At 38.7% G+C, this 26,782-nt stretch carries 17 protein-coding genes and 1 other annotated feature; of the genes, 13 read left to right on the forward strand and 4 right to left on the reverse strand.

Annotated features, from left to right (window positions below):
• The 4 genes from AC5WOC_RS00005 to AC5WOC_RS00020 form a co-directional block, all read left to right on the forward strand.
• Positions 1-861, forward strand: an 861-nt coding sequence (locus AC5WOC_RS00005; RefSeq protein WP_496053358.1) for a condensation domain-containing protein, incomplete at its 5' end; no start/stop codon positions are given.
• Between the two features lie 3 nt (positions 862-864).
• Positions 865-10,644, forward strand: coding sequence for a non-ribosomal peptide synthetase (locus tag AC5WOC_RS00010; protein WP_496053359.1), 9,780 nt, complete (start codon positions 865-867; stop codon positions 10,642-10,644).
• Positions 10,644-11,390, forward strand: a complete 747-nt coding sequence (locus AC5WOC_RS00015) for a thioesterase II family protein (protein WP_496053360.1) — start codon at positions 10,644-10,646, stop codon at positions 11,388-11,390. Before AC5WOC_RS00010 ends, AC5WOC_RS00015 begins: the two co-directional genes overlap by 1 nt.
• Before the next feature lie 77 nt (positions 11,391-11,467).
• The gene (locus tag AC5WOC_RS00020) at positions 11,468-12,031 is read left to right on the forward strand and encodes an NUDIX domain-containing protein (protein ID WP_496053361.1); all 564 of its coding nucleotides are present in this window, start codon (positions 11,468-11,470) and stop codon (positions 12,029-12,031) included.
• Positions 12,032-12,372: 341 nt separating this feature from the next.
• Here the strand turns inward: AC5WOC_RS00020 and AC5WOC_RS00025 are convergent, their stop codons facing one another.
• Complete coding sequence (locus tag AC5WOC_RS00025) at positions 12,373-12,663, reverse strand: hypothetical protein (RefSeq protein WP_496053362.1); 291 nt, start codon at positions 12,661-12,663, stop codon at positions 12,373-12,375.
• 485 nt (positions 12,664-13,148) lie between these two features.
• Between AC5WOC_RS00025 and AC5WOC_RS00030 the strand changes: the two genes are divergently transcribed.
• From AC5WOC_RS00030 to AC5WOC_RS00055, 6 genes are all read left to right on the forward strand, one after another.
• Positions 13,149-15,275 (forward strand): BglG family transcription antiterminator, encoded by a 2,127-nt coding sequence (locus tag AC5WOC_RS00030; RefSeq protein ID WP_496053363.1) that lies wholly within the window; start codon positions 13,149-13,151, stop codon positions 15,273-15,275.
• Positions 15,276-15,287: 12 nt separating this feature from the next.
• Positions 15,288-15,554: a PTS sugar transporter subunit IIB gene (locus tag AC5WOC_RS00035; protein WP_496053364.1), complete on the forward strand. Its 267-nt coding sequence runs from the start codon at positions 15,288-15,290 to the stop codon at positions 15,552-15,554.
• A 31-nt stretch (positions 15,555-15,585) separates the two neighbouring features.
• On the forward strand, positions 15,586-16,935 hold the full coding sequence (ulaA, locus tag AC5WOC_RS00040; protein ID WP_496053365.1) for a PTS ascorbate transporter subunit IIC: 1,350 nt from the start codon (positions 15,586-15,588) through the stop codon (positions 16,933-16,935).
• 51 nt (positions 16,936-16,986) lie between these two features.
• On the forward strand, positions 16,987-19,035 hold the full coding sequence (gene tkt / locus AC5WOC_RS00045; protein WP_496053366.1) for a transketolase: 2,049 nt from the start codon (positions 16,987-16,989) through the stop codon (positions 19,033-19,035).
• A gap of 23 nt (positions 19,036-19,058) precedes the next feature.
• Entirely contained in the window at positions 19,059-19,730 is a 672-nt protein-coding gene (gene deoC / locus AC5WOC_RS00050; protein WP_496053367.1) for a deoxyribose-phosphate aldolase, read from the forward strand.
• Positions 19,731-19,838: 108 nt separating this feature from the next.
• Positions 19,839-20,201, forward strand: coding sequence for a hypothetical protein (locus AC5WOC_RS00055; protein WP_496053368.1), 363 nt, complete (start codon positions 19,839-19,841; stop codon positions 20,199-20,201).
• Between the two features lie 64 nt (positions 20,202-20,265).
• On the opposite strand, the gene AC5WOC_RS00060 is transcribed toward AC5WOC_RS00055, so the two are convergent.
• Positions 20,266-20,979 carry a 4'-phosphopantetheinyl transferase family protein gene (locus AC5WOC_RS00060; RefSeq protein ID WP_496053369.1) on the reverse strand — a complete coding sequence of 238 codons (714 nt, stop codon included), beginning with the start codon at positions 20,977-20,979 and terminating at the stop codon, positions 20,266-20,268.
• Positions 20,980-21,123: 144 nt separating this feature from the next.
• Positions 21,124-21,310 (forward strand) — a binding site (T-box leader).
• Between the two features lie 42 nt (positions 21,311-21,352).
• Between AC5WOC_RS00060 and trpS the strand changes: the two genes are divergently transcribed.
• From trpS to AC5WOC_RS00075, 3 genes are all read left to right on the forward strand, one after another.
• Positions 21,353-22,336, forward strand: a complete 984-nt coding sequence (trpS, locus tag AC5WOC_RS00065; RefSeq protein WP_496053370.1) for a tryptophan--tRNA ligase — start codon at positions 21,353-21,355, stop codon at positions 22,334-22,336.
• 65 nt (positions 22,337-22,401) lie between these two features.
• Positions 22,402-23,079 carry a tetratricopeptide repeat protein gene (locus tag AC5WOC_RS00070; RefSeq protein ID WP_496053371.1) on the forward strand — a complete coding sequence of 226 codons (678 nt, stop codon included), beginning with the start codon at positions 22,402-22,404 and terminating at the stop codon, positions 23,077-23,079.
• 111 nt (positions 23,080-23,190) lie between these two features.
• A complete protein-coding gene (locus tag AC5WOC_RS00075; RefSeq protein WP_496053372.1) occupies positions 23,191-24,186 on the forward strand; it encodes a class I SAM-dependent methyltransferase in 996 nt (331 codons plus the stop codon).
• 69 nt (positions 24,187-24,255) lie between these two features.
• On the opposite strand, the gene AC5WOC_RS00080 is transcribed toward AC5WOC_RS00075, so the two are convergent.
• The gene (locus AC5WOC_RS00080) at positions 24,256-24,519 is read right to left on the reverse strand and encodes a hypothetical protein (protein ID WP_496053373.1); all 264 of its coding nucleotides are present in this window, start codon (positions 24,517-24,519) and stop codon (positions 24,256-24,258) included.
• Positions 24,520-24,955: 436 nt separating this feature from the next.
• A complete protein-coding gene (locus AC5WOC_RS00085) occupies positions 24,956-26,482 on the reverse strand; it encodes a YifB family Mg chelatase-like AAA ATPase (protein WP_496053374.1) in 1,527 nt (508 codons plus the stop codon).
• Positions 26,483-26,782 lie beyond the last annotated feature (300 nt).

The following is a 26,782-nucleotide window of genomic DNA, read 5'->3' on the forward strand; positions in this document are numbered from 1 at the left end:
CTGCAAGAACGTGCTCAGACAGAAGAAGTAATCAAGGATCAAAAAAATTGGCTTGAAATGAAAAATACTATTTTGCCGCAAGATAAACTCGGAGTGAATATCGAATCGTCAACAGCAGAAGTACAGCTCATTTTGTCAACAAGTGATACAAAGAAACTATTGACAGAAACAACAGGACGGACACATGCCACAGTAGAGGAAATCTTATTAACAGCCTTAATGCAAACTTTGAAAAAGTGGAGTGACAGCAGTACGTATATCATACACATGGAAGGTCATGGACGTGATGAACGAACAGATATAGATTTATCTCGAACCGTTGGATGGTTTACTGCTATGTATCCCATGATGATTGAGGTGTCTTCTATCGAGATGGGAGAAGTTTTACAAGTAGTAAAAGAGACTCTGCGAACCAAAAATAAACAAGGAATGAACTATGGGCTGCTTAGGTATTTTCATCCATCACCAATACCAGCTGTTCAAGCGCCAATTAGTTTCAACTACTTAGGTCAATTTCAAGCCAATCTTATGGATGACCAGAGCAAATTCATTTTAGGTAATGCTTCAGAAGGCTCAGGTAGCCCGATTGCAGTTGATGCAATGCGATCTCATTTACTCGATGTCGTAGCTGTGATTACGCAAGGAAGACTCCAAGTTACTTGGCTGTACAGCAAAAATATTTATCATGAACAAACAATTGATTGTTTGAACAATGATTATCAAGCATATCTGGAAGCTCTGATTCTTGGAAAAGAGAAAAATGTAGGAATGACAGCATCTGATTTTCCAGAAGCGGACTTATCCAAAAAAGATATGCAAAAAATACTTCAACTCCTACAAAAAAAATCAAAGGGGAGATAAATATTGGAAGAAAATCAATTCTCTTTAAATTTAGAGGATATGTATACTCTTTCACCACTTCAACAAGGAATGTTACTGCATTCTGATATAACAACGAGCGATGGTATGTACATCGCTCAGTTATCTTTTTCGATTAAAGGGGAGTTCCACCTCCCTGATTTTCTTCGTGCATGGCAAGAAGTAGTGAACCGGCATACCATTTTGCGAACTGCTTTTTTATGGGGAGAAAATGTAGAGCCACAACAGCTAGTTTTTTCAGGAGTGCAGATACCAGTTTTAGAACTTGATCTTCGTTCATTATCCGATGATGAACAGTGTTTTGAATTACAAAAAATACAGAAAAGAGACAGGGAAACGAAGTTTTCTTTCGATGAACCTCCCCTCATGCGATTTTCTTTTTTACGAATTGCGGATGATGTTGTCACATGTATTTGGAGTTATCATCATGTTTTGATGGATGGTTGGAGTCTTCCCATTGTATTAAATGAGGTATTCCAATACTACGAGGCATTTTCAAAAGGGAAGACGTTGCATTTACCTTCTCCTAAACCTTATCGTGATTATATTTCTTGGTTAAAAAAGCAAGATAAAACAGCAGCAAAAGCATTCTGGAAAGAGCAATTAAGTGGATATGATACTCCTGTAGTTTTGCGTTTTGACCGAAAAGAGACTGATAAAAAAGGTTATCGATCCGTTACTAAACGAGTATCCCCCGAAATAACACAGCTGTTGCAGAAGACAGCAAAGCAGCACCGACTGACCATAAGTACTATTTTGCAAGCAGCATGGGGATTGTTATTAGCACGAACACACTATACAACAGATGTGGTGTTTGGTGCTACATCATCCGGACGTCCAACGGAGTTGCTTGGATCAGAGCAAATGGTGGGGTTATTTATCAATACAATTCCTGTAAGATTGACATTGGAAAAAGAGAAAAAACTGCTCACTTGGTTAACTGAACTGCAAAACAAACAAGTAGAGGCACGCGAATATTCTCTTCCTTCCTTAGTAGATATTCAAGGATGGAGCGATATTCCACGAGGAATAGACTTGTTTGAGAGTATTGTTGTAGTGGAAAATTATCCTATTGGTCAAGATGCTGCATCAGATGAAGCAAAATGGCATATCTCCGGAGTCGAAGGACAAGAAGAAACACATTATCCTCTTACATTGGTATGTACTCCAGGGGAAACAACACAATTAAAAATAATGTATCAAGCTGATCGATTTGCGAAATCAACGATGGAGGATGTACTAGAACGATTTACACTCATTTTAAGGCAAATGATTCACTACCCAACACAGAATATCGATCAGATTTCGATTCTGACAGAAGCGGAACAAAGTCAGATGCTCGAAGAATGGAATCAAATGAAAGTAGATGTACATACGAAACCGATTCATCGAATGATTGAGATGCAAACAAAAGCTACCCCAGAAGGTATAGCGGTAACATGGGGGAAACAAAAACTTACATATCAAGAGCTCAATCAGCGGGCAAATCAATTGGCAGATTATTTACTCTCGAAAGGAATTCAATCAGAACAAACAATTGCTGTTTGTATGCCAAGATCCCTCGATTTAGTCATTAGTTTGCTTGCTGTTTTAAAAACAGGTTGTGCATATGTTCCGCTTGATCCAAAATATCCAAGTGATCGAATTACCTATATGCTCAGAGATTCCAAAGCAAAAATGGTGATTACTACAGAAAATGTATTGGATTTGTTATCCGCATCATCTGTGGAAATCTGCTGTTTGGATAAGCTGGAGTTATCCTCTCGATCCATTACTGATTTGGAAAGAGAAGTAGATACACATCAGTTGGCATATATCATTTATACTTCTGGTTCAACTGGGAAACCAAAAGGAGTAATGATTGAACATCATAGTGTTTCCATGTTGATTCAGTGGGCGAAAAACATGTATCTTCCAGAAGAATATACAGGAGTATTAGCATCTACTTCTGTATGTTTTGATTTATCTGTTTTTGAGATCTTTTTTCCTCTATGTGTTGGTGGAACAGTAGTAGGGGTAGAAAATGCACTTTATATAACAGAAGCCTCTCAAGAGGTTCCGATTACTTTGATCAATATGGTACCATCTGCAGCAAGTGAACTTATAAAAATGAATGCAATCCCTGCCAGCGTAAAAGTAGTGAATCTAGCAGGCGAGCCGCTTGCTCGTAGTTTGGTAGATGAGCTGTACCGTTTTCCTCAAGTTAAAAAGGTATATAACTTATATGGACCATCAGAAGATACAACGTATTCAACTTGTGCATTAATGGAGCAAAAAAGTAGACAGATACCATCAATAGGCAAACCGATTGATAATACCAAGACATTTGTGCTCGATACCCAACTGCAGCCTGTTCCCATTGGTTATACTGGTGAACTCTATTTGGCTGGAGACGGCTTAACTCGCGGATATTTTGGAAAGCCTGAGTTAACTGCAGAACGATACTTACCTTCCCCTTTTAAAAGTACAGAACGTATTTATCGTACCGGAGATCTTGTTACGTATTGTACTGATGGAACAATTCAATATATAGGGCGGGTTGATCATCAAGTAAAATTACGAGGTTATCGTATTGAACTTGGGGAAATAGAAGCAGTTCTCCATGCTAATCCGGATATCAAAAAGGCGATCGTAATCGTAAGCGACCAACGATTGGTTGCATATATTGTCACAGCCAATAAACAGGCAGATTTTCAAACATATTTACAACAGTTTGTTCCAAGTTATATGATCCCTAGTAGTTTTGTATATTTGGATGAATTTCCTTTAACTCCAAATGGCAAGGTAGATCGAACCAAGCTGCCGAATCCGATAGAACAGCAACAAGTTTCACAACAAGATCATTTTCTCTCTCCAGAAGAAGAAATAGTGGCAGTGGTCTGGAAACAAGTTTTAGGTATAAATCATATTCAAACAAGTGACAACTTCTTTCAACTCGGAGGACATTCGCTACTAGCTACACAAGTAACTTCCAGACTTGCTGAATTTTTGAATCGGGACATCCCCCTTTCTTATTTATTTGAAAATCCCACTGTTCGTGCATTTGCAAAGCGGATTATCTCCTTAGATAAAGAAGGGTTCTCTTCTATACCAGTACGTGATCGATCTGATCAATTTGCACCTGCTTCCTATGGCCAGCGAAGACTATGGTTTATGGATCAAATGCTGGATGATAAATCCGCGTATCATTTGCCGTATTCCATTAGAATAAAAGGGAATCTGGATATTTTTGCTTTTCGAAGAGCATTGCAAGCGATCGCTATTCGGCATGAAAGCTTACGAACTACTTTTAAAGAAAAAGATGGACTTCCTGTTCAAGTAATTCAACAAGTTCCTCTGATTGATTTTTTATTTACAGATATGCGGACAGAAGAAGAATCAATGGATGAAATGATTGCTCGCGCATACCATCAGCCGTTTTCCCTTACAACTGGTCCTTTATGGAGAATAAACTTATTTCAAGAATCGGAAGAAAACTGGGTGTTGCTATTCACCTTTCATCATATCATTATCGATGGATGGTCACTTGGTATCTTTGGTAATGAGCTTTTTCGCTTTTATGATGCAAATTGCAAAGGACAACGGGATAAAGTTGAACCGCTGACATTACAATATCGGGATTATAGTGCTTGGCAGCAAGAATATTTGTCTGGATCGCAGTTACAGAATCATCTGGATTATTGGCAAGAACAACTAAAAGACATCCCTGTTTTGCAATTACCCACAGACAAACCAAGACCCTCCGAGCAAACATTACATGGGAAAACGAAAACCTTCTCTATACCTCTTGAGATAACAGATGCTTGGAAACAACTGAGCAAAGAAGAAGGTACGACATTATTTATGAGTTTACTTGCCTCTTGGCAAATTTGGTTGTCTAAGTATACTGCTCAGAAAGATATAGCAATTGGAAGTCCAATCGCCGGTAGAACAAGATCAGAGATTGAAGGTTTAATTGGTTTTTTTGTCAACACGTTGGTATTTCGTACCGATTTGTCAGATAATCCCTCATTTATTGAACTTTTAGAGAGAGTTCGTCAAACTTCTTTAGAAGCATATGCACATCAGTTTATCCCATTTGAGAAAATAGTGGATGAATTGGCTTCTGATCGAAATTTACGGCATACACCTTTATTTCAAGCAATGTTTGTATTACAAAATATGCCTATTCAAATGGAAGAAACATCTGATTTAAAAATATCTGCGTTTCCCCTTGCTCAAGAAACAGCGAAATACGATATGACACTGACCATGATGGATACACCAAATGGGCTGCAAGGAGCTTGGGAATACAATGCAGATCTGTTCAGTGAAGCGACCATCGATCGAATGATCAATCAATATATATTATTGTTGCACGCGATATTAAAAGATCCAACACAATGTATTGGTGAAATTTCTTTGTTATCAATAGAAGAAAGCACATTTATTGCTGGTCAAAATCAATTATTACCATCCTATCCACAGCAAACACTTTGTGAAATATGGGAACAACAAGTTATAAATGAGCCTGCTAAGATAGCTTTGCAGATGGAAAATGAACAATTGACTTATGAACAAGTGAACCAACGAGCAAACCAATTGGCTCATTACTTACGAGAAAAAGGTGTGAAACAGGAGACGAAAGTTGGAATTAGTTTAGATCGATCTCCAGAACTTATTATTGCTATTTTAGCAATAGTAAAAACAGGTGCTCTTTATGTTCCATTTGATGTGACATATCCAATGGAACGATTCCAGTTTTTGGTGGAGGATTCTCAAGTTGCTTTTGTGATTACTGAGAAAAAATGGGGAGATCGATTTCAAGATAATGTGAATTGCTGTTTTGTGGATGAAGAGAGAAATCAGATATATGAGAAATCGAAACATAATTTGGGTGTTTACGTTTCTTTGGATTCTCTTGCTTATATCATGTATACGTCTGGTTCCACGGGAAGACCAAAAGGAGTAGAAGTAACCCAAAAAGGCATCATACGTCTTGTCAAACAGACTAACTATGTATCGATCACTGCTGAAGATGTGTTTCTCCAGTTAGCGCCTGTTGCTTTTGATGCTGCGACATTTGAAATTTGGGGTCCTTTACTCAATGGTGCAAAACTAGTAATTATGCCAGCTGAACTGCCATCCCTATCTCAATTAGGAGAGGCAATAGTAGAGTATGAAGTTACTATTTTGTGGTTAACAGCTGGTTTATTTCGCCTGATGGTCGATCATCAATTACATTCCTTAAAAGGCGTGAAGCAGCTATTAACAGGTGGAGATGTTGTTTCTCCTGTTCATGTACAGAAGGTGCTTGCCCTCGGAAAGGTTCAAATCATAAATGGTTATGGTCCAACAGAGAATACGACATTTAGTTGCTGTTATCGTGTTCCATTTGACTGGCAAGGGGATTCACTGCCAATTGGTAAGACGATTACTGGATCTACGGCATACATTTTAGATGAACACTTACAACATGCTCCCATTGGAGCAATTGGTGAATTGTTTGTTGGTGGTCATGGATTAGCTAGAGGCTATGCAGATCATGTTGAATTGACGGAAGAGCGTTTCTTGCAACATGAACAATATGGACGCATTTATCGTACGGGAGATCTTGTCCGATATTTGCCGGATGGAAACATTGCATTTTTTGGTCGAGTAGATGACCAAGTGAAAATACGAGGATTCCGTGTGGAATTAGCTGAAATTGAATCGACAATTACAAAATTACCAGAAGTTAAAGATGCGATTGTAGTAGCAGAAGAAGGGAAACTATTCGCTTATTTCTCTAGCGATTTGGAAATGGATAGCAATAAGGTGCGGAATTATGTAATAGAGCAACTTCCTGAATATATGGTGCCTGTGTCATTTGTTCCATTAAATGCTTTTCCTTTGACAGAAAATGGGAAAATCAATCGTAAAGCACTTCCCCAACCTGTTAATCATCATACTACAGATAATTTGCCCCTTAATGAAACGGAACAAACGATTGCGAATATATGGAAGGATGTACTTGGTGTTTCGTTTGTAAATCGACAAGACAATTTTTTTCGTTTAGGTGGAGATTCTATACTATCTTTGCAAGTCGTTGCCAGAGCAGCTTCACAAGGAATTGGCATCACGCCGAAACAAATGTTTCAACATCAAACAATAGCAGAACTTTCAAAGGTAGTTACCTACAAAGAAAAACTAGCAGCTGAACAAGGAACAGTAACAGGAGAAGTGGCTCTTTCACCAATCCAATCTTGGTTTTTTGCTCAACAATTGGACAATCCACATCATTTTAATCAGTCTGTAATGGTAAAACTTATGCTTCCACTCTCTATCGAAGAGGTCGAGGAAACATGGAAAAAGTTACATGAACACCATGATGCATTGCGCATGACTTTCACAGCTCAAGAGACGGGATGGCTGGCTGAGATGAATGAAAATGGCAGTGTTTCGATGAAAGTACATGATTTATCTTTGTATTCTGATGAGGAGCAGAAGATGGAGATAAACCGCCTTGCTGAATATTATCAACGGAGCCTGCATCTGTCTGATGGTCCAGTCAGCCGTCTGATTTATTTTATCTTAGGAGAAAATCATCATCCACGTCTATTATTCATTGCTCATCATTTGGTAGTTGATGGGGTTTCTTGGAGAATTATTTTAGAAGATATGTCGACGCTATGTGAGCAAATTCATTTTGGAAAACCTATGCGGTTACCATTAAAGTCGACATCTTACCAAAAATACGCACATCAAGTAACAATGCAGGAAAAAAATCACCATCAAGAGACCAAGATGATAAGGACAAAAATTCCTGTAGACTGTCATGGTGAAAATACAGAGTCTACTTCAAAAATCATGCATCATGTATTCAACGAAAAAGAGACTACACAATTAATTCAATCAGCAGCTAAGATAGAAGATATTTTATTGACTTCATTGATTCGTACGATGGTGAAGTGGACAAAGAATCAGGATGTTACTATTGATCTAGAAGGACATGGACGAGATGTTCTCGATGAAGCATTTGACTTTTCACGAACAGTGGGTTGGTTTACAAAACTGTACACAGTACCTTTCTCCATCAAAGAAAATTTGACAGCATTAGAAGCTTTACGGATGGTAAAAGAACAGCGTTATGAACGGCTTCAACAAATAACAATAGGTCAGAAACAAAGTATAAGCAGCATTAATTTTAATTATTTGGGACAGTTTCGCCAGTTCAACCAAGAATCAGGTATACTCGCTGCGACCTCGGAATCAACAGGAGAAACGGTGCACCAAGCAATGAAGAGGCCATATTTATTGGAAGCCTTTGCTGTTGTATCTGCTGATCAATTAACATTTAGTCTTCGTTATAGTGATCAAATACATCATGCAGAAACAATAAAACAGCTATTAGAACAAATTTGTCAAGAAGTCCACATTATCATGGCTAAATTAAACGAGACATCCGAAAACGTTTATACGCCTGCTGATTTTCCATTAGCAAAGCTTTCATCCGCAGATTTTGCTCATTTACCAAGCAGAGGTGTAGAAGATATTTATCCACTTGCACCATTACAACAAGGGATGCTATTTCATTCCCAATATGCAAAGTCAAAAGGAGAATACATTACACAGTTAGCAATAACGATAGAAGGGGAATGGAAAAAGGACAGATGGATACAAGCGTGGAATCAATTGACACAGCGTCATGAAATCTTGCGGACATCTTTTTGGATTAAAGGCTTAGCCGAAGCTCACCAACTTGTACATGAAAAGGCACAAGTCCCAGTAAAATATATGGATTGGAGTCATCTATCCCAGACCGATCAATTAGAATATTTATCGAGTTGGATGAAAAAAGATCAGGAAGAACCTTTTGATTTACAGCATGCACCAGTCATGCGACTAACTTTTATTCAACTGGAAAAAGAAAAAGTCATCATGGTGTGGACGCATCATCACATATTATTAGACGGTTGGAGTGTTCCACTAGTCTTACAGGAATTGTTTCAGCTGTATCACAAGCAAACATTACCAGTAAAACCAACACCTTATCGAAAATATATCAAGTGGTTATCCGAACAGCCTAAACAAACAGCAAAAGTATTCTGGCAAAAATATTTACAAGGGATAAAAGCACCTACATTAGCAAAAAAAATCGTAGGAAATCAAACTGCAAAACAGAAGAAAAGATTTTTGTCCAAAACGAAAACAGATCAAGTCAAGCAATTTGCTAAAGATAATCAATTAACAGTGAACACAGTTATTCAAGGAGTTTGGGCTCTGCTCTTGCAAAGTATAAGCAGCCAAAATGATTTGTTATATGGAATGACTAGTTCTGGTCGACCAGGGGAGTTACCAGGGGTAGAGAGTATGGTTGGATTATTTATTCAATCACTGCCTGTACGTGTATCGATCCAATCGGATCAGAACGTTATCGATTGGTTGCAGTCTTTGCAAATACAACAATCGAATCTCCGAAAATATGAATACCCAACCCTAGTAGAGATACAAGGTTGGAGTGAAGTGCCAAGAGGTTTACCGATGTTCGAGACATTGTTTGTCTTTGAAAACTATCCTGCTACTGAATCAAATCAGGATCATGCTAGTGGTTTGCGAATATCCAATTTTCATGTGCAAGACCAAAGCAATGTACCATTGGTCTTTATATCCGGACCAGGTGAACAGCTAATGTTTCAATTTCAATATTATTCGCCAGCATTTATCGATAAGGAGATAGAAGGATACTTGGATCAATTCGTCCTTTTACTAGACAAATTGATTAGTAGGCCCGCTCAAAAACTAGCGGATATAGGGGAATGGGAGTGGAGTGCACCTAAACAGCAGGTCGATGTTCTTCAAAAATATCGGTATTTATCTTCCAATAAATCGCTTATGCAGCAGATGAAGCAGATCTGGGAAGATGTATTGAACCAAGAAATTATTGATCTGGATCAGAACTTTTTTGAACTGGGTGGACATTCGCTTGATGCTCTTTCCATCGTTTCTCAAGTCGAACATAAACTTGGTTTTAAAATCCCACTAGCGAAATTATTTCAATATCCGACGATTGCAGAGCTTTGTTATCAATTGGAAAATGATCAAGCTGTTCAATCAGTGGTATTACTGCAACAAGGTGATCCTGCCCAAACTCCGTTATTTCTAATCCATGGACAAGGAGGAGGGGTATTGAGTTACTATGATCTTGTGCAAAAGCTAGATCCTGCCCAAACCATTTACGGCATACAATCAAAAGGGTATGAAGAGGAAGCAGAACCAATGCAATCGATGGATGAAATGGCAGATTACTATGTTTCTTTGATACGAGAAATACAAGAAGTGGGCCCCTACCGCCTCGGAGGATGGTCAATGGGAGGAGTTTTAGCTCATCTGATCGCCACGAAATTAGAGAAACTGAGAGAAGAAGTAGAGTTACTCATCCTAATCGATTCAACTTGGTTGGATCAAAAGACGAACGATCAACTTACTCAGCAATTGCAAACAGCCCATGTTCATTCCACCATGGACATAACCAAAGATAAGTTATGGTTAGAAAATGGATTTGCGTTTGCACAGTATCAACTCAGTCATGTTGTGAATGCCCCTGTTCATCTATTTGTTGCTGAAGATCAAAGTAAAACAATTGGATCAACCAATTGGTCTTCTTGGACGGCGTCTGCTGTCCACGCCAGCATTGTCGATGGAAATCACCAAACGATGCTCCAAACAGAGTACATCAATAAATTGGCAAACTATTTAAATGAATTGCTGCATGCAACATACTTAGCACGTGAGGGGGATAAATAATGTTAAGCCATTGGTTGCCTTACACCAAAGAGATTCGTGCGGATGCACATGTATTATTTTGTTTTCCTTATGGCGGGGGCAACCCCGCTTTTTATCAAAATTGGGAAGTATTTATGGAACCGGATTTTCAGATTTGTCCAGTGCAGTTACCTGGAAGAGGAATCCGTTTTTCCGAGCCGAATTATACAGAATTTCCTGCTTTAGTCAAAGATATTACTGCTGCAATTCAACCTTATTTAACAAATCGCTTTTCCTTTTTTGGACACAGCATGGGTGCATTATTGGGTTTTGAGGTTACAAGAAGCTTGCAAGAAAATGGTTCTCGATTACCAGAAAATTTGTTTGTCTCTGGTTATCATGCACCTCATCTCCCTGATCCAGGGAGAAAAATCCATCACTTATCGGATGATGAATTTATGGATGGGATTATCGGCATGAATGGCTTGCCGCAGGAATTAGCGAAAAATCGTGATTTCTTATCTGTATTTTTACCAGCGCTACGTGTAGATTTTACAATGTGTGAAACATACCAATACAAAACGGGTGAGAAGTTAAGGAGTCCTATTGTAGCTCTTGGAGGCAAAGATGATCCAGAAGCAGGAAAAGAACATTTGCAAGCCTGGAGAGAGCAGACAACAAGGGATTTTTCTCTACATATATTAGACGGGGATCATTTTTATATTCACCATAAAGAAGCGGAAATAGTAGAAATAATTAAAAATCAATGCAAGACACTTTATTTTTAAAATATAGTAGTAAAAACAAAAAAAATATGTTACTTTGATGGAAAGATCCCTTCTATAAAAGAATGCAGAGGAATACCGTGAAGATCTTTCCGATTATCCGTAAGGTTCTGTCCTTCGTTCCGGAGCATGAAACGGATATCCGACTTGCTCATCTGGTGGTTTCTGGTTACTTCTGGATCGTTGATGAAAAGGGAGAAGCAAAGCTTCTTCTTCTGAAGCGTTCTCCTGATGATCCAGGCCAGTATCCTATTGAAGTTTCTGGTGGAGGAGTCGATCCGGAAGATGGTAGTCTTACAGAGGCTCTGAAGCGAGAGCTGATGGAAGAGACCGGGATCACCGACGTAAAAGTCTTCGACTATATGCTCCCGGGTGAGGTTCAGCACATTACCCAGCGGTATCTTTTCTTCTTTAAGAAGCGTGCAACCCGCTATGTGTTTCGTTTCGCTGGTCTGATCAACCACAAGCCTGACGACCTGCAGGTAGTTCTGTCACCTGATCATGTGGATTGGGCGCTAGTGCCCATGTCCAATGAGAAGAAGGATGGCAAGATCTCCTTCAGCGATCTGCCGGAGGATAAGCAAATCATCGCTCGTCTTTCTCACGATGTGGTCTTTGGACCGGTGAATCCGATGATGCATTAGCGGATGCAACTGGACGTAGGTACCCCCTATTGTCCAGCCGTTTATAATGATAGATCAAATAGACAGACCCTCTTCATAAAGAAGAGGGTCAAATTATTTTTATCCACATTATCCAGTAAATACTTGTGTCCAATACCCGTTTTCATCCAACCTTCGACAACAGCTTTGGCTCGCGATCAAACTGAGTTTACTACTTAGTGTCAGTGGTTTTTATCTTCGCTTCTCACAGGGCAATATAATCTATAAAACTTGCATTTTAATCCTTATAAATGACTCGGTGGATCGCTTGATTAATGAAAGATCGATCAAGAGTCCGCCGTTTGAGCCGCGTTGAAGGGAGATTAGTCGGAGTCGCTACGGCGGTATGCTCGCACGATCTCTTTAAGTACATGGTCGATCGCATACTCCGTGTAGTTGTCTGCGTCGTCATCGGTGACGTTCATCTGGCGCTGCTCAGCCTCATTCAGGAAGATCTGTTTCACCTGCTCGAAGATCTTCCCTTCACGAGCGATCTCTCGAGTGAACAGAGGGCGCGCCTTCCCACAGTGCTCCAGGATGAGCTTCTCGGCATTCTCGAAGACCACCTCGCGAATCTCGTTGTGCTCATCCCAAGTTGTCGTTGTTTGGGTCATCTCGACCTCCATGCGCTCGTATTCAACCTTAATTTCATTTTAGAATTACGAATCAACGAATGCAAGATGCGAGTCATATATCAGATGACAATAAGAAAAATTATTATGCTGAATATCTCATTGATTCCCAAATAGTTCGTTTTAGGGATTGATACTTATAGCTCTTAAATCCTTTTTTTATGATGGCTTTTATTCCCTAAAACCAATTCGTTTTTCTAGTTCCCCTTAAATTTATATTTTATTGATTTTAACGAAAATTTTACCGGATGTACTTTTGTATTTTCCAATAAAAGGGACATTGATAAAATTACATACAAGAAATCAGTGTTTTTACGCTTATGTTGCAGAAGTACAAGCTTTGCACAAAACAGGTAACAGTATTTGAACGGCGAAAAATCTTTAATATTTGTAGAAAAAGTGTAACATATAGATAGAAACATCATCCGTACAATTTCTGCACATTCTATTGGAGAGGAGGGATAAGCTTGGATGAGCGTAGTGTTCATCTACTGACACAAGTTATTCAACATAAAGGATACTTGCCAATTGAAGAAGTGCTGGACAAAATGCAAATTTCCAAACGAACACTTTATTATGACCTGCAAAAAATCAACGATTGGTTAAAAACCAAAAAACTCGAACCAATAAAAAATGTTCGTTCGCTTGGATTATCTCTTTCAGAAGAAGCGAAAGAGAATGTTTCTGTCTTGTTAAAAGAAATGGATACCAAACAGTACTATTTCTCAGAAAAAGAGAGAAAAAACTTGTTGGCTGTTTTCTTGCTTACGTATCGAAAGCAATTATTTTTAAAAGATCTAATGGATAAAATTAAAGTAAGCAGAGGGACAACGATTCATGAGTTAAATCGGCTTAAGGAAGAATTCGTTTCTTTCTCTCTCCATTTGCATTTTCAACATGGCAGAGGATATGTCGTTGAAGGAGAAGAAAATCAAAAACGAAAAGCTCTCTTGCACTATTTGTCTCCTATTGTCATTTCGGACAGCTGGAGTCAAATATTAAATGAAGTACAAGTAGTACTCAATGAGAAGACTACCGATACGAAAAATGGACAACAAAACATATTATTATTCATTCACACTTATTTTCCTTCTATTGAAAAACTAATCAATGAAAGCGTGTACAAATTTGATGTTCAAATTACCGATGAGATGCATCGTCAACTGGCGCTCCGTTTATTGATTTTTAGTAAACGCATAATAGAAGATAATCTGGTTGAAATAGATCAAGAAGAAATAGAAGTATTACGGACTACTTCAGAGTTTAAAGTAGCAGAATATATTGCTGGAAAGCTGGGCTTGATTTTTAATCTTACTTTTCCAGAAGATGAAGTGGCATATATTACGATGCATCTGTTAGGGATATCAATACAGTTGGATCGGTATGAATTGGATCATACCGAGTTAACGAATAATCTCAAATGGATTATAGAAAAAATGGTATTTGACTTCCAGCGATATGCTTGCGTATTTTTTCTCGATTCACCACGGTTAAAAGAAGATTTGCTCAAACACCTTAAGCAAACGTACTACCGCTTAAAATACGATTTGGAAATTGAAAATCCGTTGGTTGGGACCATTCAGCAAGCATATGGTGAAGTTTTCCAACTTACGAAGAAGGTAGTTCATCATTTAGAGTCTTATATTGGAAAGCGGCTCAACGAGGAAGAGATCGGATTTTTAGCAATGTATTTTGGTGGCTGGTTAAAACGTGAAGGCACAGTTCCACAAGCGAGAAAAAGAACAATGATTGTCTGTGGAAATGGTGTATCAACTTCTTCGTTGTTACAATCGCAGATCGAAAACTTGTTAACAACCGTTGACGTGGTAAATATATTATCGCTCCGAGAATTCGATGAATATAAGCCTTATGATGTTGATTTTATCGTTTCTACGATTCCTATTAAACATGAACTGCCCGTTTTTCATGTTAATCCGATTTTAACAGATTTGGAAAAAGAGACATTGTTGAATCAATTTAATTCCCTTGTTCAACGAAAATCAAAGCGAACAGATCAATCACTAGCAGATTTGCTAGATATCATAAAAAATCATGCAATGATCAATGATGAATCCAGATTAGTTGCCGATTTAGCGCAATTTTTATCAATTGAGAAACATTCGATTAGGAAAGGGGTGAAACCTGTGCTGAAACAGTTATTGACTGAAGATGTGATTCAACTTCAACAAAGTGCAAAGGATTGGAAAGAAGCCATCCGATTGGCGGCAACTCCTTTATTAGAAAAAGGGGCAATCCAAGCAGAGTATATCGAAGCAATGATTCAAAATGTATTGGAGCTCGGTCCCTATGTGGTGATCGCTCCTAAAATTGCCATCCCACATGCCAGACCAGAGCAAGGAGTCAAAAAAATGGGTATGAGTTTACTCACCTTGCAAGAAGGCATCCTATTCGAAAATAGCGATACTCCGGTAAAGTTGATGATTGTATTAGCAGCAGAGGATAAAGAATCTCATCTAAAAGCACTAGCCCAATTATCAGAGCTGCTATCCAACGAAAATGATGTGGAATCGATTTTGAATGCAGACAAAAAACAGCCTGTAATCGAATTGATTGATCGATACTCAAAAATTTAGGAGGAAATAAAGATGAAAATATTAGTTGTTTGTGGATCAGGTTTAGGAAGTAGCTTTATGCTAGAACTTAATGTCAAAAAAGCAATCAAAGAGTTAGGAATTGAAGCGGATGTAACACATACAGACTTAACAACAGCAAAATCAGAACAAGCAGATTATTATATTGGTTCTGGGGATATCATGGATCAACTAAGCGGTAAAAAAACAATTTCCCTTAAAAATATGTTCAACATGGACGAGCTAAAACAAGCATTGCAAGCAAACATTTTAGATACTTAAAAAACAATATCCATCAAGGAGGTTTTCTTTTATGCTAGATTTGATCATGAAAGATATTTTAGGTACACCTGCGATATTGGTTGGTCTATTTGCACTCCTCGGATTGTTGTTACAACGAAAAAGCGCAGCAGATACCGTTTCTGGTACATTGAAAACGGTGATGGGTTTCTTCATTTTATCAGCTGGAGCTAGTGTGATAACAGGTACACTTGATTTTTTTGGAAAGATGTTTGAAAAGGGATTTCATATTCAGGGGGTTATCCCGAATAACGAAGCGATCGTAGCGTTAGCACAAAAAACATTTGCAACAGAGACAGCTATGATTATGTTGTTTGGGATGATTGTCAATATTATACTCGCTCGATTTACACGTTTTCGTTATATTTTCTTAACTGGTCACCATACACTGTACATGGCTTGTATGATCGGAGTTATTCTTTCTACTGGAGGAATCAAAGGAGTTGCTCTTGTTATTATTGGTTCCATCATTCTTGGTCTCCTAATGGTTCTCATGCCTGCTTTATTACAACCAACGGTACGGAAAATTACTGGCTCTGATGATATTGCAGTAGGTCACTTTGGTTCAGTTGGATATTTTGTTTCCGGATTAGTAGGAAAATATTTAGGAAATCCTAAAAAATCGACCGAAGATGTGAAAGTGCCAAAAGGATTAGGCTTTTTGCGGGATACATCTGTAGCAATTTCATTAACAATGGCAATCATGTTTTTCGTTGTTGCTTTCGCAGCAGGAAAATCTTATATTGAATCACAGCTTAGCGGTGGACAAAACTTTATCGTATTTTCCATAACGCAAGCGATTACATTCGCAGCTGGTGTTTATATTGTACTTGCTGGTGTACGATTGGTTATTGCTGAAATTGTTCCAGCCTTTAAAGGAATTGCTGATAAAATTGTTCCAAATGCAACTCCAGCATTGGACTGTCCTTCTGTTTTTCCATTTGCGCCAAATGCTGTTATTATCGGATTCTTGTTTAGTTTTGTTGCAGGGGTAGTCAGTATGTTTTTACTCCCGTTATTTGGATTAAAAGTTATCGTTCCAGGACTAGTTCCACACTTTTTTACGGGAGCGACTTCAGGGGTATTTGGAAATGCAACTGGCGGACGAAGAGGAGCAATGCTTGGATCATTGGCAAACGGTTTCATTATTAGTTTCTTGCCAGCACTTCTTCTTCCTGTACTTGGATCTCTTGGATTCCAAGGAACAACCTTTGGTGATGCCGATTTCGGAGCAGTTGGTCTGATTTTTGGAAACTTAATTAAACTATCTTCTGCTTTGGTTTATATTGTTCCGATCTTGGTAGTTATTCTTCTTGTTATACTTGGTATTGTTAAAAACAGAAAAGAAAAAACAACAGCGTAAGTAACCCAGGAAAGTAACCCCATTGTAATTATCCCTCTATACAGGAGGGCAATGGGGTTACCTATTGTGAAACAAGAAATGAGGCGAACTTCAATGCGGTATAGACATAACGCTTTAGAACAACTAACCATTGACACGATTCGTACTTTGTCTGTCGATATGGTTGAGAAAGCCAATTCAGGTCATCCAGGTATGCCTCTTGGTGCTTCTCCAATGGCATATACACTTTGGACGAAGTTTTTAAAGCAAAACCCAGCAAATCCAAATTGGTTTAATCGTGATCGTTTTATTTTGTCAGCAGGACACGGTTCTCCACTGCTGTACAGTATTATGTATTTGCTCGGTTATGATTTAAGCATCGATGATCTAAAAAATTATCGTCAGTGGGGCAGTGTGACACATGGCCATCCAGAGTATCGTTATCCTGCTGGAATAGAGGCGACAACAGGTCCGCTTGGCCAAGGGATTGGCATGGCAGTTGGTATGGCAATGGCAGAAGCACATTTAGCAAGTGTTTATAATCGTGATTCATTTTCCATTGTTGACCATTACACCTATGCAATATGTGGTGATGGAGATCTGATGGAAGGTGTGACAGCAGAAGCTGCTTCTTTAGCGGGACATCTTGGATTGGGTAAATTGATTGTCTTGTACGATTCCAACGATATCTGCCTTGATGGAGATTTGGATCAGTCATTTACAGAAAAGACAGCTGATCGTTTTGGAGCTTACCATTGGCAGTATTTGCGAGTAGAAGATGGCAATGATATAGAAGCGATCGCTAACAAAATTGCTGAAGCAAAAGCGGATACAAGTCGTCCAACATTGATTGAGATAAAAACGGTGATTGGATATGGCAGTCCAAATAAAGCAGGGAAATCAGCAGCACATGGGGCACCACTCGGAACCGAAGAGGCTAAATTGACAAAGCAGTCACTCGGTTGGAAATATGATCCTTTTACAGTGCCTGAAGAAGTGAAATCTTATTTAGAACCATTAAAACAACAAAGTCAACAGCAAGAAGAGGAATGGAACAAGCTATTTGCTTCTTATCAAGAGGCTCACCCTCAGTTGGCAAAGCAATTGTTGCAAGCACTCGATCAAGAGCTGACAGAGGATTGGGACAAATTTATTCCTACGTATGATGGTGATTCTGCTCCTCTTGCTACGAGAGATGCCTCGGAAGCAGCACTAAATGCACTAGCAAAAACAGTACCTGCTCTCATGGGCGGTTCAGCTGATTTAGCATCATCAAATAAGACACATTTAAAAGATCAAGCAATTTTCAGCAGAAATTCGTATGATGGTCGAAACATTTGGTTTGGGATTCGTGAGCATGCGATGGGGTCTGCATTAAATGGGCTTGCATTACATGGGGGGATTCGCCCTTACGGTGCTACTTTCTTTGTATTCTCTGATTATTTGCGGCCTGTGTTTCGACTTGCTGCCATGATGGAGCAGCCAGTACTTTATATTTTTACCCATGATAGTATTGCAGTTGGGGAAGATGGACCAACACATGAACCAATTGAACAACTACCTTCCTTACGTGCCATTCCCGATTTAACGGTTATTCGTCCAGCAGATGCTACGGAGACGATGGAAGCTTATCGTTATGCACTAAGCAAGGCAAAGGAACCTGTCGCGCTAGTTTTATCAAGGCAAAAGCTTCCTCAATTAACTTATAACAAGGCACAAGATGGTTTGGTTCGAGGAGGATATGTGTTAGCAGATCCAAAAGACGGTAAAAAACCAACTGCCATATTATTAGCCACTGGCTCAGAGGTGAGTCTAGTGATGGAAGCACATTACCAGCTCACAAAAGAAGGTGTTGCAACAAGGGTTGTCAGCATGCCAAGCTGGGAATTATTTGAGCAACAAAGCAGAGAATATCAAGATTCTGTCCTTTTACCAGATGTTCCTCAAAGATTAGCAGTTGAAATGGCTTATCCATTAGGATGGGAGCGATATACTGGAAGAGATGGGGATATACTAGGCATTACTACCTATGGCGCTTCTGCACCTGGTGAAGTAATACAACAAAAATATGGATTTACTGTGCAAAATGTGGTAGAAAAAGTAAAACAGTTATTGAAATAAATGAAGTATTAGAGGTGTCGAGAATGGATAATATTGCACAATATATTGATCATACATTATTGAAAGCTGATGCAACTACTGCAGAAATTCAAAAACTAGCAGAAGAGGCAAAAGAACATCATTTTGCTTCTGTTTGTGTTCAACCCAATAAAGTAGCAACAGCATATGAGATTTTAAAAGATACTCCTGATGTAAAAGTTTGTACTGTCATCGGTTTTCCACTTGGAGCGACACTTTCCGAAGTTAAAGCTTATGAAACCAAACTATCCATCGAAAAAGGTGCTACTGAGGTGGATATGGTAATATCCATTGGTGAACTAAAAGAGGGCAATGATGAATATGTGCGAAATGATATTCGTGCAGTGGTGGAAGCAGCAAAAGGGAAAGCTTTAGTAAAAGTTATCCTTGAAATTTCTCTTTTGACCGATGAGCAGATTGTTCGAGCTTCTCAGCTTGCCGCAGAAGCAGGTGCAGATTTTGTGAAAACATCTACTGGATTTTCTACAGGTGGCGCGACGGTGAAATCAGTTGCATTGATGCGTAAAACCGTTGGGGAGAAACTAGGAGTAAAAGCCTCTGGAGGAATTCGTAGTTTTGAAGATACAAAAGCGATGATTGATGCAGGGGCAAATCGGATTGGAGCAAGTGCAGGTGTAGCGATCATTTCAGGGGAAAAAGCAAATACTGATTATTAATACGGAAAAATTTGGGGCTGCGGGTACAAGAGATCTCTTGTACCCGCAGCCTTTTTGTCAGATCAGGCAGAGCTGGATGTTCGCCTCGAAGGTCAGCACCGCCCTGTCGTGCACCTTCTTAGTATACTGAGTGAAGCTAACCTCACCGACCTTGCTGTCGTACCACCTCAAGTTGTAGCTGTTCTCGTCTCCGTCGAGCTTAGTGAGTCGGAACTCGAACTAGACATCGTTCAGCTCCCATCAGAAGGTGGTCTTGTGACGATGTACCGACTTGTCGTGTTTTTGCTGATAGCCTACTCACACTCTACCTCGATCCGCATCTTCGGACAGATTCCTCGAAATTCAGATCGATTGGTAGAGAAGAAGCAGATTTCCCGACTGTATGTACTCATGTTGATGAGTGACCACTCGATCGAATGGAAGTTCGGCATCACCGGAACGGGAACGGCTTGTGGATGGTGGCGAACATGACTCTCCTTGATTCTCTACAAACTATACTTTTAGTTGTTTTTCACTCCACTCATCTTTTTTTGATTTATTCATTGTTTTGCAGATACTGCCGAACATTCACTTCAAAAAAGTGATTTTTGGGAAATGTCACTGCTCCAATATAATCATCATGCTCAAATGATAATAAATCCCATTTTGCCTGATTGTTTGGATTTGCTTGATCTTTTAATATTTTCGCATCTTCCTGTAAACTAATGGTTACTTGATCAATTGGATAGGATAACCCCATACCGATTCCTTTGATATAAGCTTCTTTTCTTGTCCAAGCCCGGTAAAATGCAAGTTGTTGTTCTTCTTGTGAAAGCGTTTGAAATTTTTTTCTTTCTTGCGAAGATAGAAAATGTTTCGTTAAAGATAAATAGTCTTCTAAAGGACATATTTTTTCTATATCTACCCCAATCGGACAAGTAGAGATAGCTAACGCTCCCAGTTCATGAGAATGGGTTAAATTAAAATGAATAGAAGGATAGCTGGCAGCTAAGGATGGTTTTCCATATGCATTTGTTTGGTATGATATATCGTTTGGCTTACATCCGAGGTAGGAGGACAATAATTGACGCATTATACTATGGCTGATAATATATTTTTCGCGATCAGCAGCAAAATGAAATTTATTCGCTTTCTCTTGTTCAAACGGACATAATAAGGAGTAAAATGCAGCAGCACGATCAGTGTAAAAATTAGGTTCAATCGAAAATAGCCATAAATCAACATGTGATGAAGATGATAACGTATACATAAAAATCCCTTTCTTGACAGTGAAGTAATAACCATATTATTTCGAGTGTTTTCTTTCAATTCCTGTATGATATAAAATTTTCACAACTTTACCTCATTCCTTTGACTTATTGGCAAAAGGATGCTATTCTTTTTCGCAATAGGATAAAAAGCGTTGAACAAGAAAAGTACACTTTATCTTCTTTTTTCAGAGAGCTTGTGGGTGGTGTAAACAAGCAAAGGCATATTGTGGAATGGGCTTGGGAGCTTTTTCGTATTACTCACGTTACGAGTAGAGAGCGATTTTCAATTGAAAATAACTAGGGTGGCAACGCGGTCCATTCGTCCCTAACCATAGGGATGAGTGGGCTTTTTTATTTTGAGGAGGATTTGAAATGGCAGTTGTATTTTCGGGTGTACAGCCAAGTGGAGCATTTACGTTAGGAAATTATTTAGGTGCAATAAAACATTTCGTCCATTACCAAGAGGAAGAACAAAGCTATTTTTGTATTGTTAATCAACATGCGATCACTGTTCCTCAAGATCCAACACAACTTCGCGAAAATACAAGAAGCCTTGCTGCATTGTATTTAGCAGTTGGTTTGGACCCCAAAAAAACAACGCTGTTTGTTCAGTCAGAAGTTCCTGAACATGCGCAGTTAGCTTGGATTATGCAGACGATTTCTTATGTTGGGGAACTGGAGAGAATGACCCAGTTCAAGGAGAAAGCGCTAGATAAAGGGGAATCCATTCCTGCTGGTCTGCTCACCTATCCACCATTGATGGCAGCTGATATTTTACTATATAAAACAACTGATGTTCCTGTTGGAGATGACCAAAAACAGCATATTGAAATCACACGTGATCTCGCACAGCGTTTTAATCATCGATATGGTGAATTATTCCCGCTGCCGAAAATGCGTGCACCAAAAGTAGGTGCGCGGATTATGTCGCTGCAAGAACCAACCAAAAAAATGAGTAAGTCAGACCCAAATCAAAATGCTACCATTCGTCTGTTAGACAGTGAAAAAGATATTTTAAAGAAATTAAAACGAGCTCAGACTGATTCAGATAGCATGATCCGTTTTGATAAAGAAGCAAAACCCGGAGTTTCCAACCTTCTAGCGATTTATTCTCTTTGTACTGGCAAAACAATCGAGCAGTTGGAGAAAGATTATGAGGGAAAAGGCTATGGACATCTCAAAGTAGACACAGCAGAAGCAGTGATCGAATTGCTCCGTCCGGTTCAAACTCGTTATCATGAGTTGATTACCACATCTGAATTAGATCAAATTTTGGATGAAGGTGCAGCAAAGGCAAGAGAGGTTGCATCCGTCACATTGCGAGAAGTAGAACAGGCAATGGGATTACGTAGGTAGTAAAATAGAGAGCATGATTAGGAATTACTTCTAGTCGTGCTCTTTAAATATAAAAGGGGAGATCGATGGACAAGGAAAGCAAAGAGATTCAAGTGATAGTAAAGCAACTGTCAAAAAAGCATTTTCTCTTTCATCAAACAGCCCCGATCGACATTCTGTATTCAATTGCTATTGCTTTATTACAAGAAGAATCACAAATTGGCAGTGTTTATTCTGATGTCTATCCCAATGATCCCGGCAAATTAGGTTTGGAATTATTATACTTCGCTGCAGAGAAAAATCATCGAAGTGCGATGTATGAATTAGGTTACCACTTAATCGAGGATAGCCCTAACGAAGGAGCGAAATGGCTGCGTCTTGCAGCAGAAGCGGGCCATATTGAAGCGATGTGGACATTAGGGAGTTATTTGATTGATGGAGAAATAGAGCAGAAAGAAGACAAGGAAGGAGTGATATGGCTGCAAAAAGCGATACAACTTGGTAGTACAGGTGCACTTTATGAATGGATTGGCCGTTTATTGAACGGGGAGGGTATAGAACAACAAATAGAAGAAGGAGAAAAACTTTTACGAAATGCAGCGGAGATAGGGCAGAAAATAGCAATGAGAATGCTTGGTGAACGGCTTCTAACAGGTACTATTTTAGAAAAAAAACAAAAAGAAGCTGTTCATTGGTTAACAAAAGCGGCAGAAGCCGGAGATGGTTATGCTAGTAAATTATTAAAAGAATCAATGAATAAATAACAGAATCCTATTGCTTTTTTAAGATTGGTAGAATCGACTTTCCAATTAGAATTGAAAGTAGTATGGTTATTTATAATACTTTTATTATTTCAATAGAGTTGGAGGTTTACTATGAATAGTACATCTGTACAATCAAAACCTTTATTAAATAGCCAAACAATGTTTACTTATGGAATCGGTTGTCAAGCTTTAATGGTGTTGCACACCGTTGGGATTCTTCCAATATTAGAAAAAAGAGCAATTCAAAAAGAAGAAATTGTGGAGAGTGAACGGTTTCCCCATCCCATGGCGGTAATTGGTGCGTTTCAGGCTTTGGCATATGCAGGAGTAGTAGAAGATAAAAAGGATTATTATTTGTTAACAGATGCAGGTAAGGAAGTAGTCCAAAATATTGATATGTTCGTTCACTGGTTTAATGCATATGGAAAACTGATGGCGCATAGTGTAGAAATCGCCAAGAACCAATATCATCCATTGCCAGATGTTGATTATGATATGGATCAAGTCGCATATTCTGCTTCGCTTATTAAACGCAGATTAATTACACCGCAATTGAAAGAAATCATTTCAAAACTGGAACCAAAAGGTGTTTTATGTGATATGGGTTGTAGTTCTGGTGAAGTCCTCATCTCACTTTGCGAAGATTTTCAAGTAGATGGATTAGGTTTTGAAAAAAATCCAAAAATGGTAGAATTAGCAAATAAAAATATTCAAATGAATACTACTTCTTCCATTCAAGCTTACTATGCGGACTATACTAATATTCAAGGTGTATATCCGGAAGTTGATATATTGATTTGTGATTTCTTTATGCATCATATTACCGATGATGATATGTGTGTTAAAATGCTCCAATCTTTCAAGAAATCGTTTCCAAATAGTCGGTACATGCTTTTTATTGACAACTTTACTCCTGAACAACATCATGCAACAAAGCCAGAACTATTTGCTCCGGCATTTGATTTTGTGCATCGGTTGCAAAAGATCGAGACAAGAAACTACACATCTTTGGAAGATATAATTTATCGGAGTGGTTATTTGTTATTAGAGTTGGTAGATATAGCGATACCAAACGGATATTTGTGGGTCTTAGAGATGAAAAGATAAAATGAATTCAATTAGCGGTAAAAAAAGAAGTGTAGAGGATTTCTACACTTCTTTTTTTGTTTTTATGTATTAAACATTTGTTTGGTATAAGAGTTTCTCGTTATATTGTTTTACAGCGATTATTCCCCAAACGATGGTAATAGGATGAGTGATAAAAAGTCCAAATCCAAACGTTAGTATTCCAACAACAAGATCCACAAGTAACATAATAAAAAAGCCTAAAATACTGCAATATAGCAGTCCAAATGGTCCAAATAAAAAGGTTAAGAGTATCGAGAGACCCATACTTTTCATAGGCATAGTAATGACAATATTATTTCTGTTTCCTTCCATCTAATCAATTCTCCTTATATTTGAAATCATCTAAAATAATACCATATCAGGTAGCGAAGTGGTTTATATTCTTAAAAAATATTTCCCCTGTTTTTAGTAATCATTATATTAATTAATTTGGGAACATTTCTGGAAAGTTGCATTGGATGTGTTGTTCAAGATAGTATCACGATTTTCTTTAAAACAGGAACCATGGTACGACAATCTATATAAATTACTACAGATGAGCAAATTTAATAACATTTTGTTCCAAATGTGTTTGATGTGTACGTCTTTCGCGTCTGTTGTAAAAAGCAACAAAGGATGCTACAGCCAGTCATATCTTTGCTTGGGATTTTTTGTATCTATTTTTGCTCAAGTAGAGTAAATTAAATATTTATTCATATCTACAGAGTTATTCTCTTTTTTATTCAAAAAATGAATCAATTTGTATTAACTAATCCCAAAATTTACGATCCAATGTGCGATATTGAATTGCTTCTGCAATATGAGAAATTTCGATGTTTGTGCTGCCAGCTAAATCGGCAATAGTCCTTGCTACTTTTAAAATCCGATCGTGAGCTCTTGCACTTAATCCCAAAACATCAAAAGATTGACGCAGTAATTCTTGTGCATTGGAATCTAGTTCACAAAATGCTCTTATTTCAGATGGGGTCATAGTGCTGTTGCATAGCGTAGCTGACTGGGAAAATCGTTCTTTTTGAATATTTCGAGCCTTATTGACACGTTCGCGAACTGTCTTAGAAGATTCATTCGCAGTTTTATTGGATAATGTTCCAAAGTCAACTCTAGGAACTTCGACATGCAAGTCGATCCGATCGAGCAGCGGGCCGGATATTTTTGCTCGATAACGCTGAATCTGTTGCGCATTACATGTACAAGGCCGATCATCATCGTATTTATAATATCCGCACGGGCAAGGGTTCATCGAACTAACAAGCATGAACTCAGCTGGAAATGTCAGCACTGCACGTGCTCTTCCCAAGGTGACTTCACGGTCTTCTAACGGCTGTCGCAATACTTCCAAAGCGGATTTTGAAAACTCTGGTAATTCATCTAAAAATAATACACCGCGATGAGCCAGACTTACTTCTCCTGGTTTAGGAATAGCGCCGCCGCCTACTAATCCAGCTTGAGAAATGGTATGGTGCGGTGATCGAAACGGTCTTTCCGATATTAATCTGCCTCTGTCTTGAATCAATCCGGCAATACTGCAAATTTTGGTCACTTCTAATGCTTCTTGTTTCGCTAAGTGAGGCAGGATAGTTGAAATTCTCCTTGCTAACATGGTTTTTCCCGAACCAGGCGGACCGATTAAAATGAGGTTATGGGAACCAGCAGCAGCTACTTCCATGGCTCTTTTAACATGTGTTTGACCCTGAACATCTGCTAAATCGAGTACAGTTTGAAAGGATTGTTCTGCTACTTCTTCCGGTAATGGTGATGGTTTCCATTCTCCTTTAAAAAATTGCATTGCTTCTTGCAAGGTTTCTACAGGTATTATTTCCATCCCGTTTACTAAAGCAGCTTCGGCTGCATTTTTACGCGGCAAAAGCACTTTTGTCAATCCGCTTTCACGGGCTGCCATAACCATTGGCAGAACACCAGAGAGAGCACGAAGTTTTCCATCCAGAGCCAGCTCACCGATAATTAGGTATTGTTCAAAATCAGCGATTTCCCCTTGCCCGCTGGAAACGATAACACCAAGCGCGATAGCGAGATCAAAAATGGAACCTTCTTTTTTTATATCTGCTGGAGCTAGGTTCGTAGTAATTCGTTGAAGTGGAAAATTTGCTCCACTGTTTCGGATTGCCACTCTCACTCTTTCTTTTGCTTCCCGTACAGCAGAGTCAGGGAGCCCGACGATATCAAACATCGGCAATCCATTACTAATATCTACTTCCACTTCTACCAAGAAACCGTCAACTCCAAGAACACTCGCACTCATCAGTTTTGCGTACACTTCTCCACCACCACGAACGTATTTTCTGTTTTATAATTCCACACATATGATCGTATTCCTGCTACATATTTGATTTTTAATAGTTATAATTTAACCATTTTTATTTTTATCGTAGCTATTTGACTACTGGAAAGAAGGGTTGTTATCGTATGGAATTCGTAATTCCATACGATAACTAAAACAACTTAGAAAATCACTACCCAATGAACTTCTGCCTCTTTTGAAAATAAACACAACATACCCAGAATATGGTGTTTACCACGATCAGGACATCAATGCAGCCAAAAACATCGTGAAAGA

The sequence above is a fragment of the Shimazuella sp. NTD247 genome (assembly GCF_059510415.1).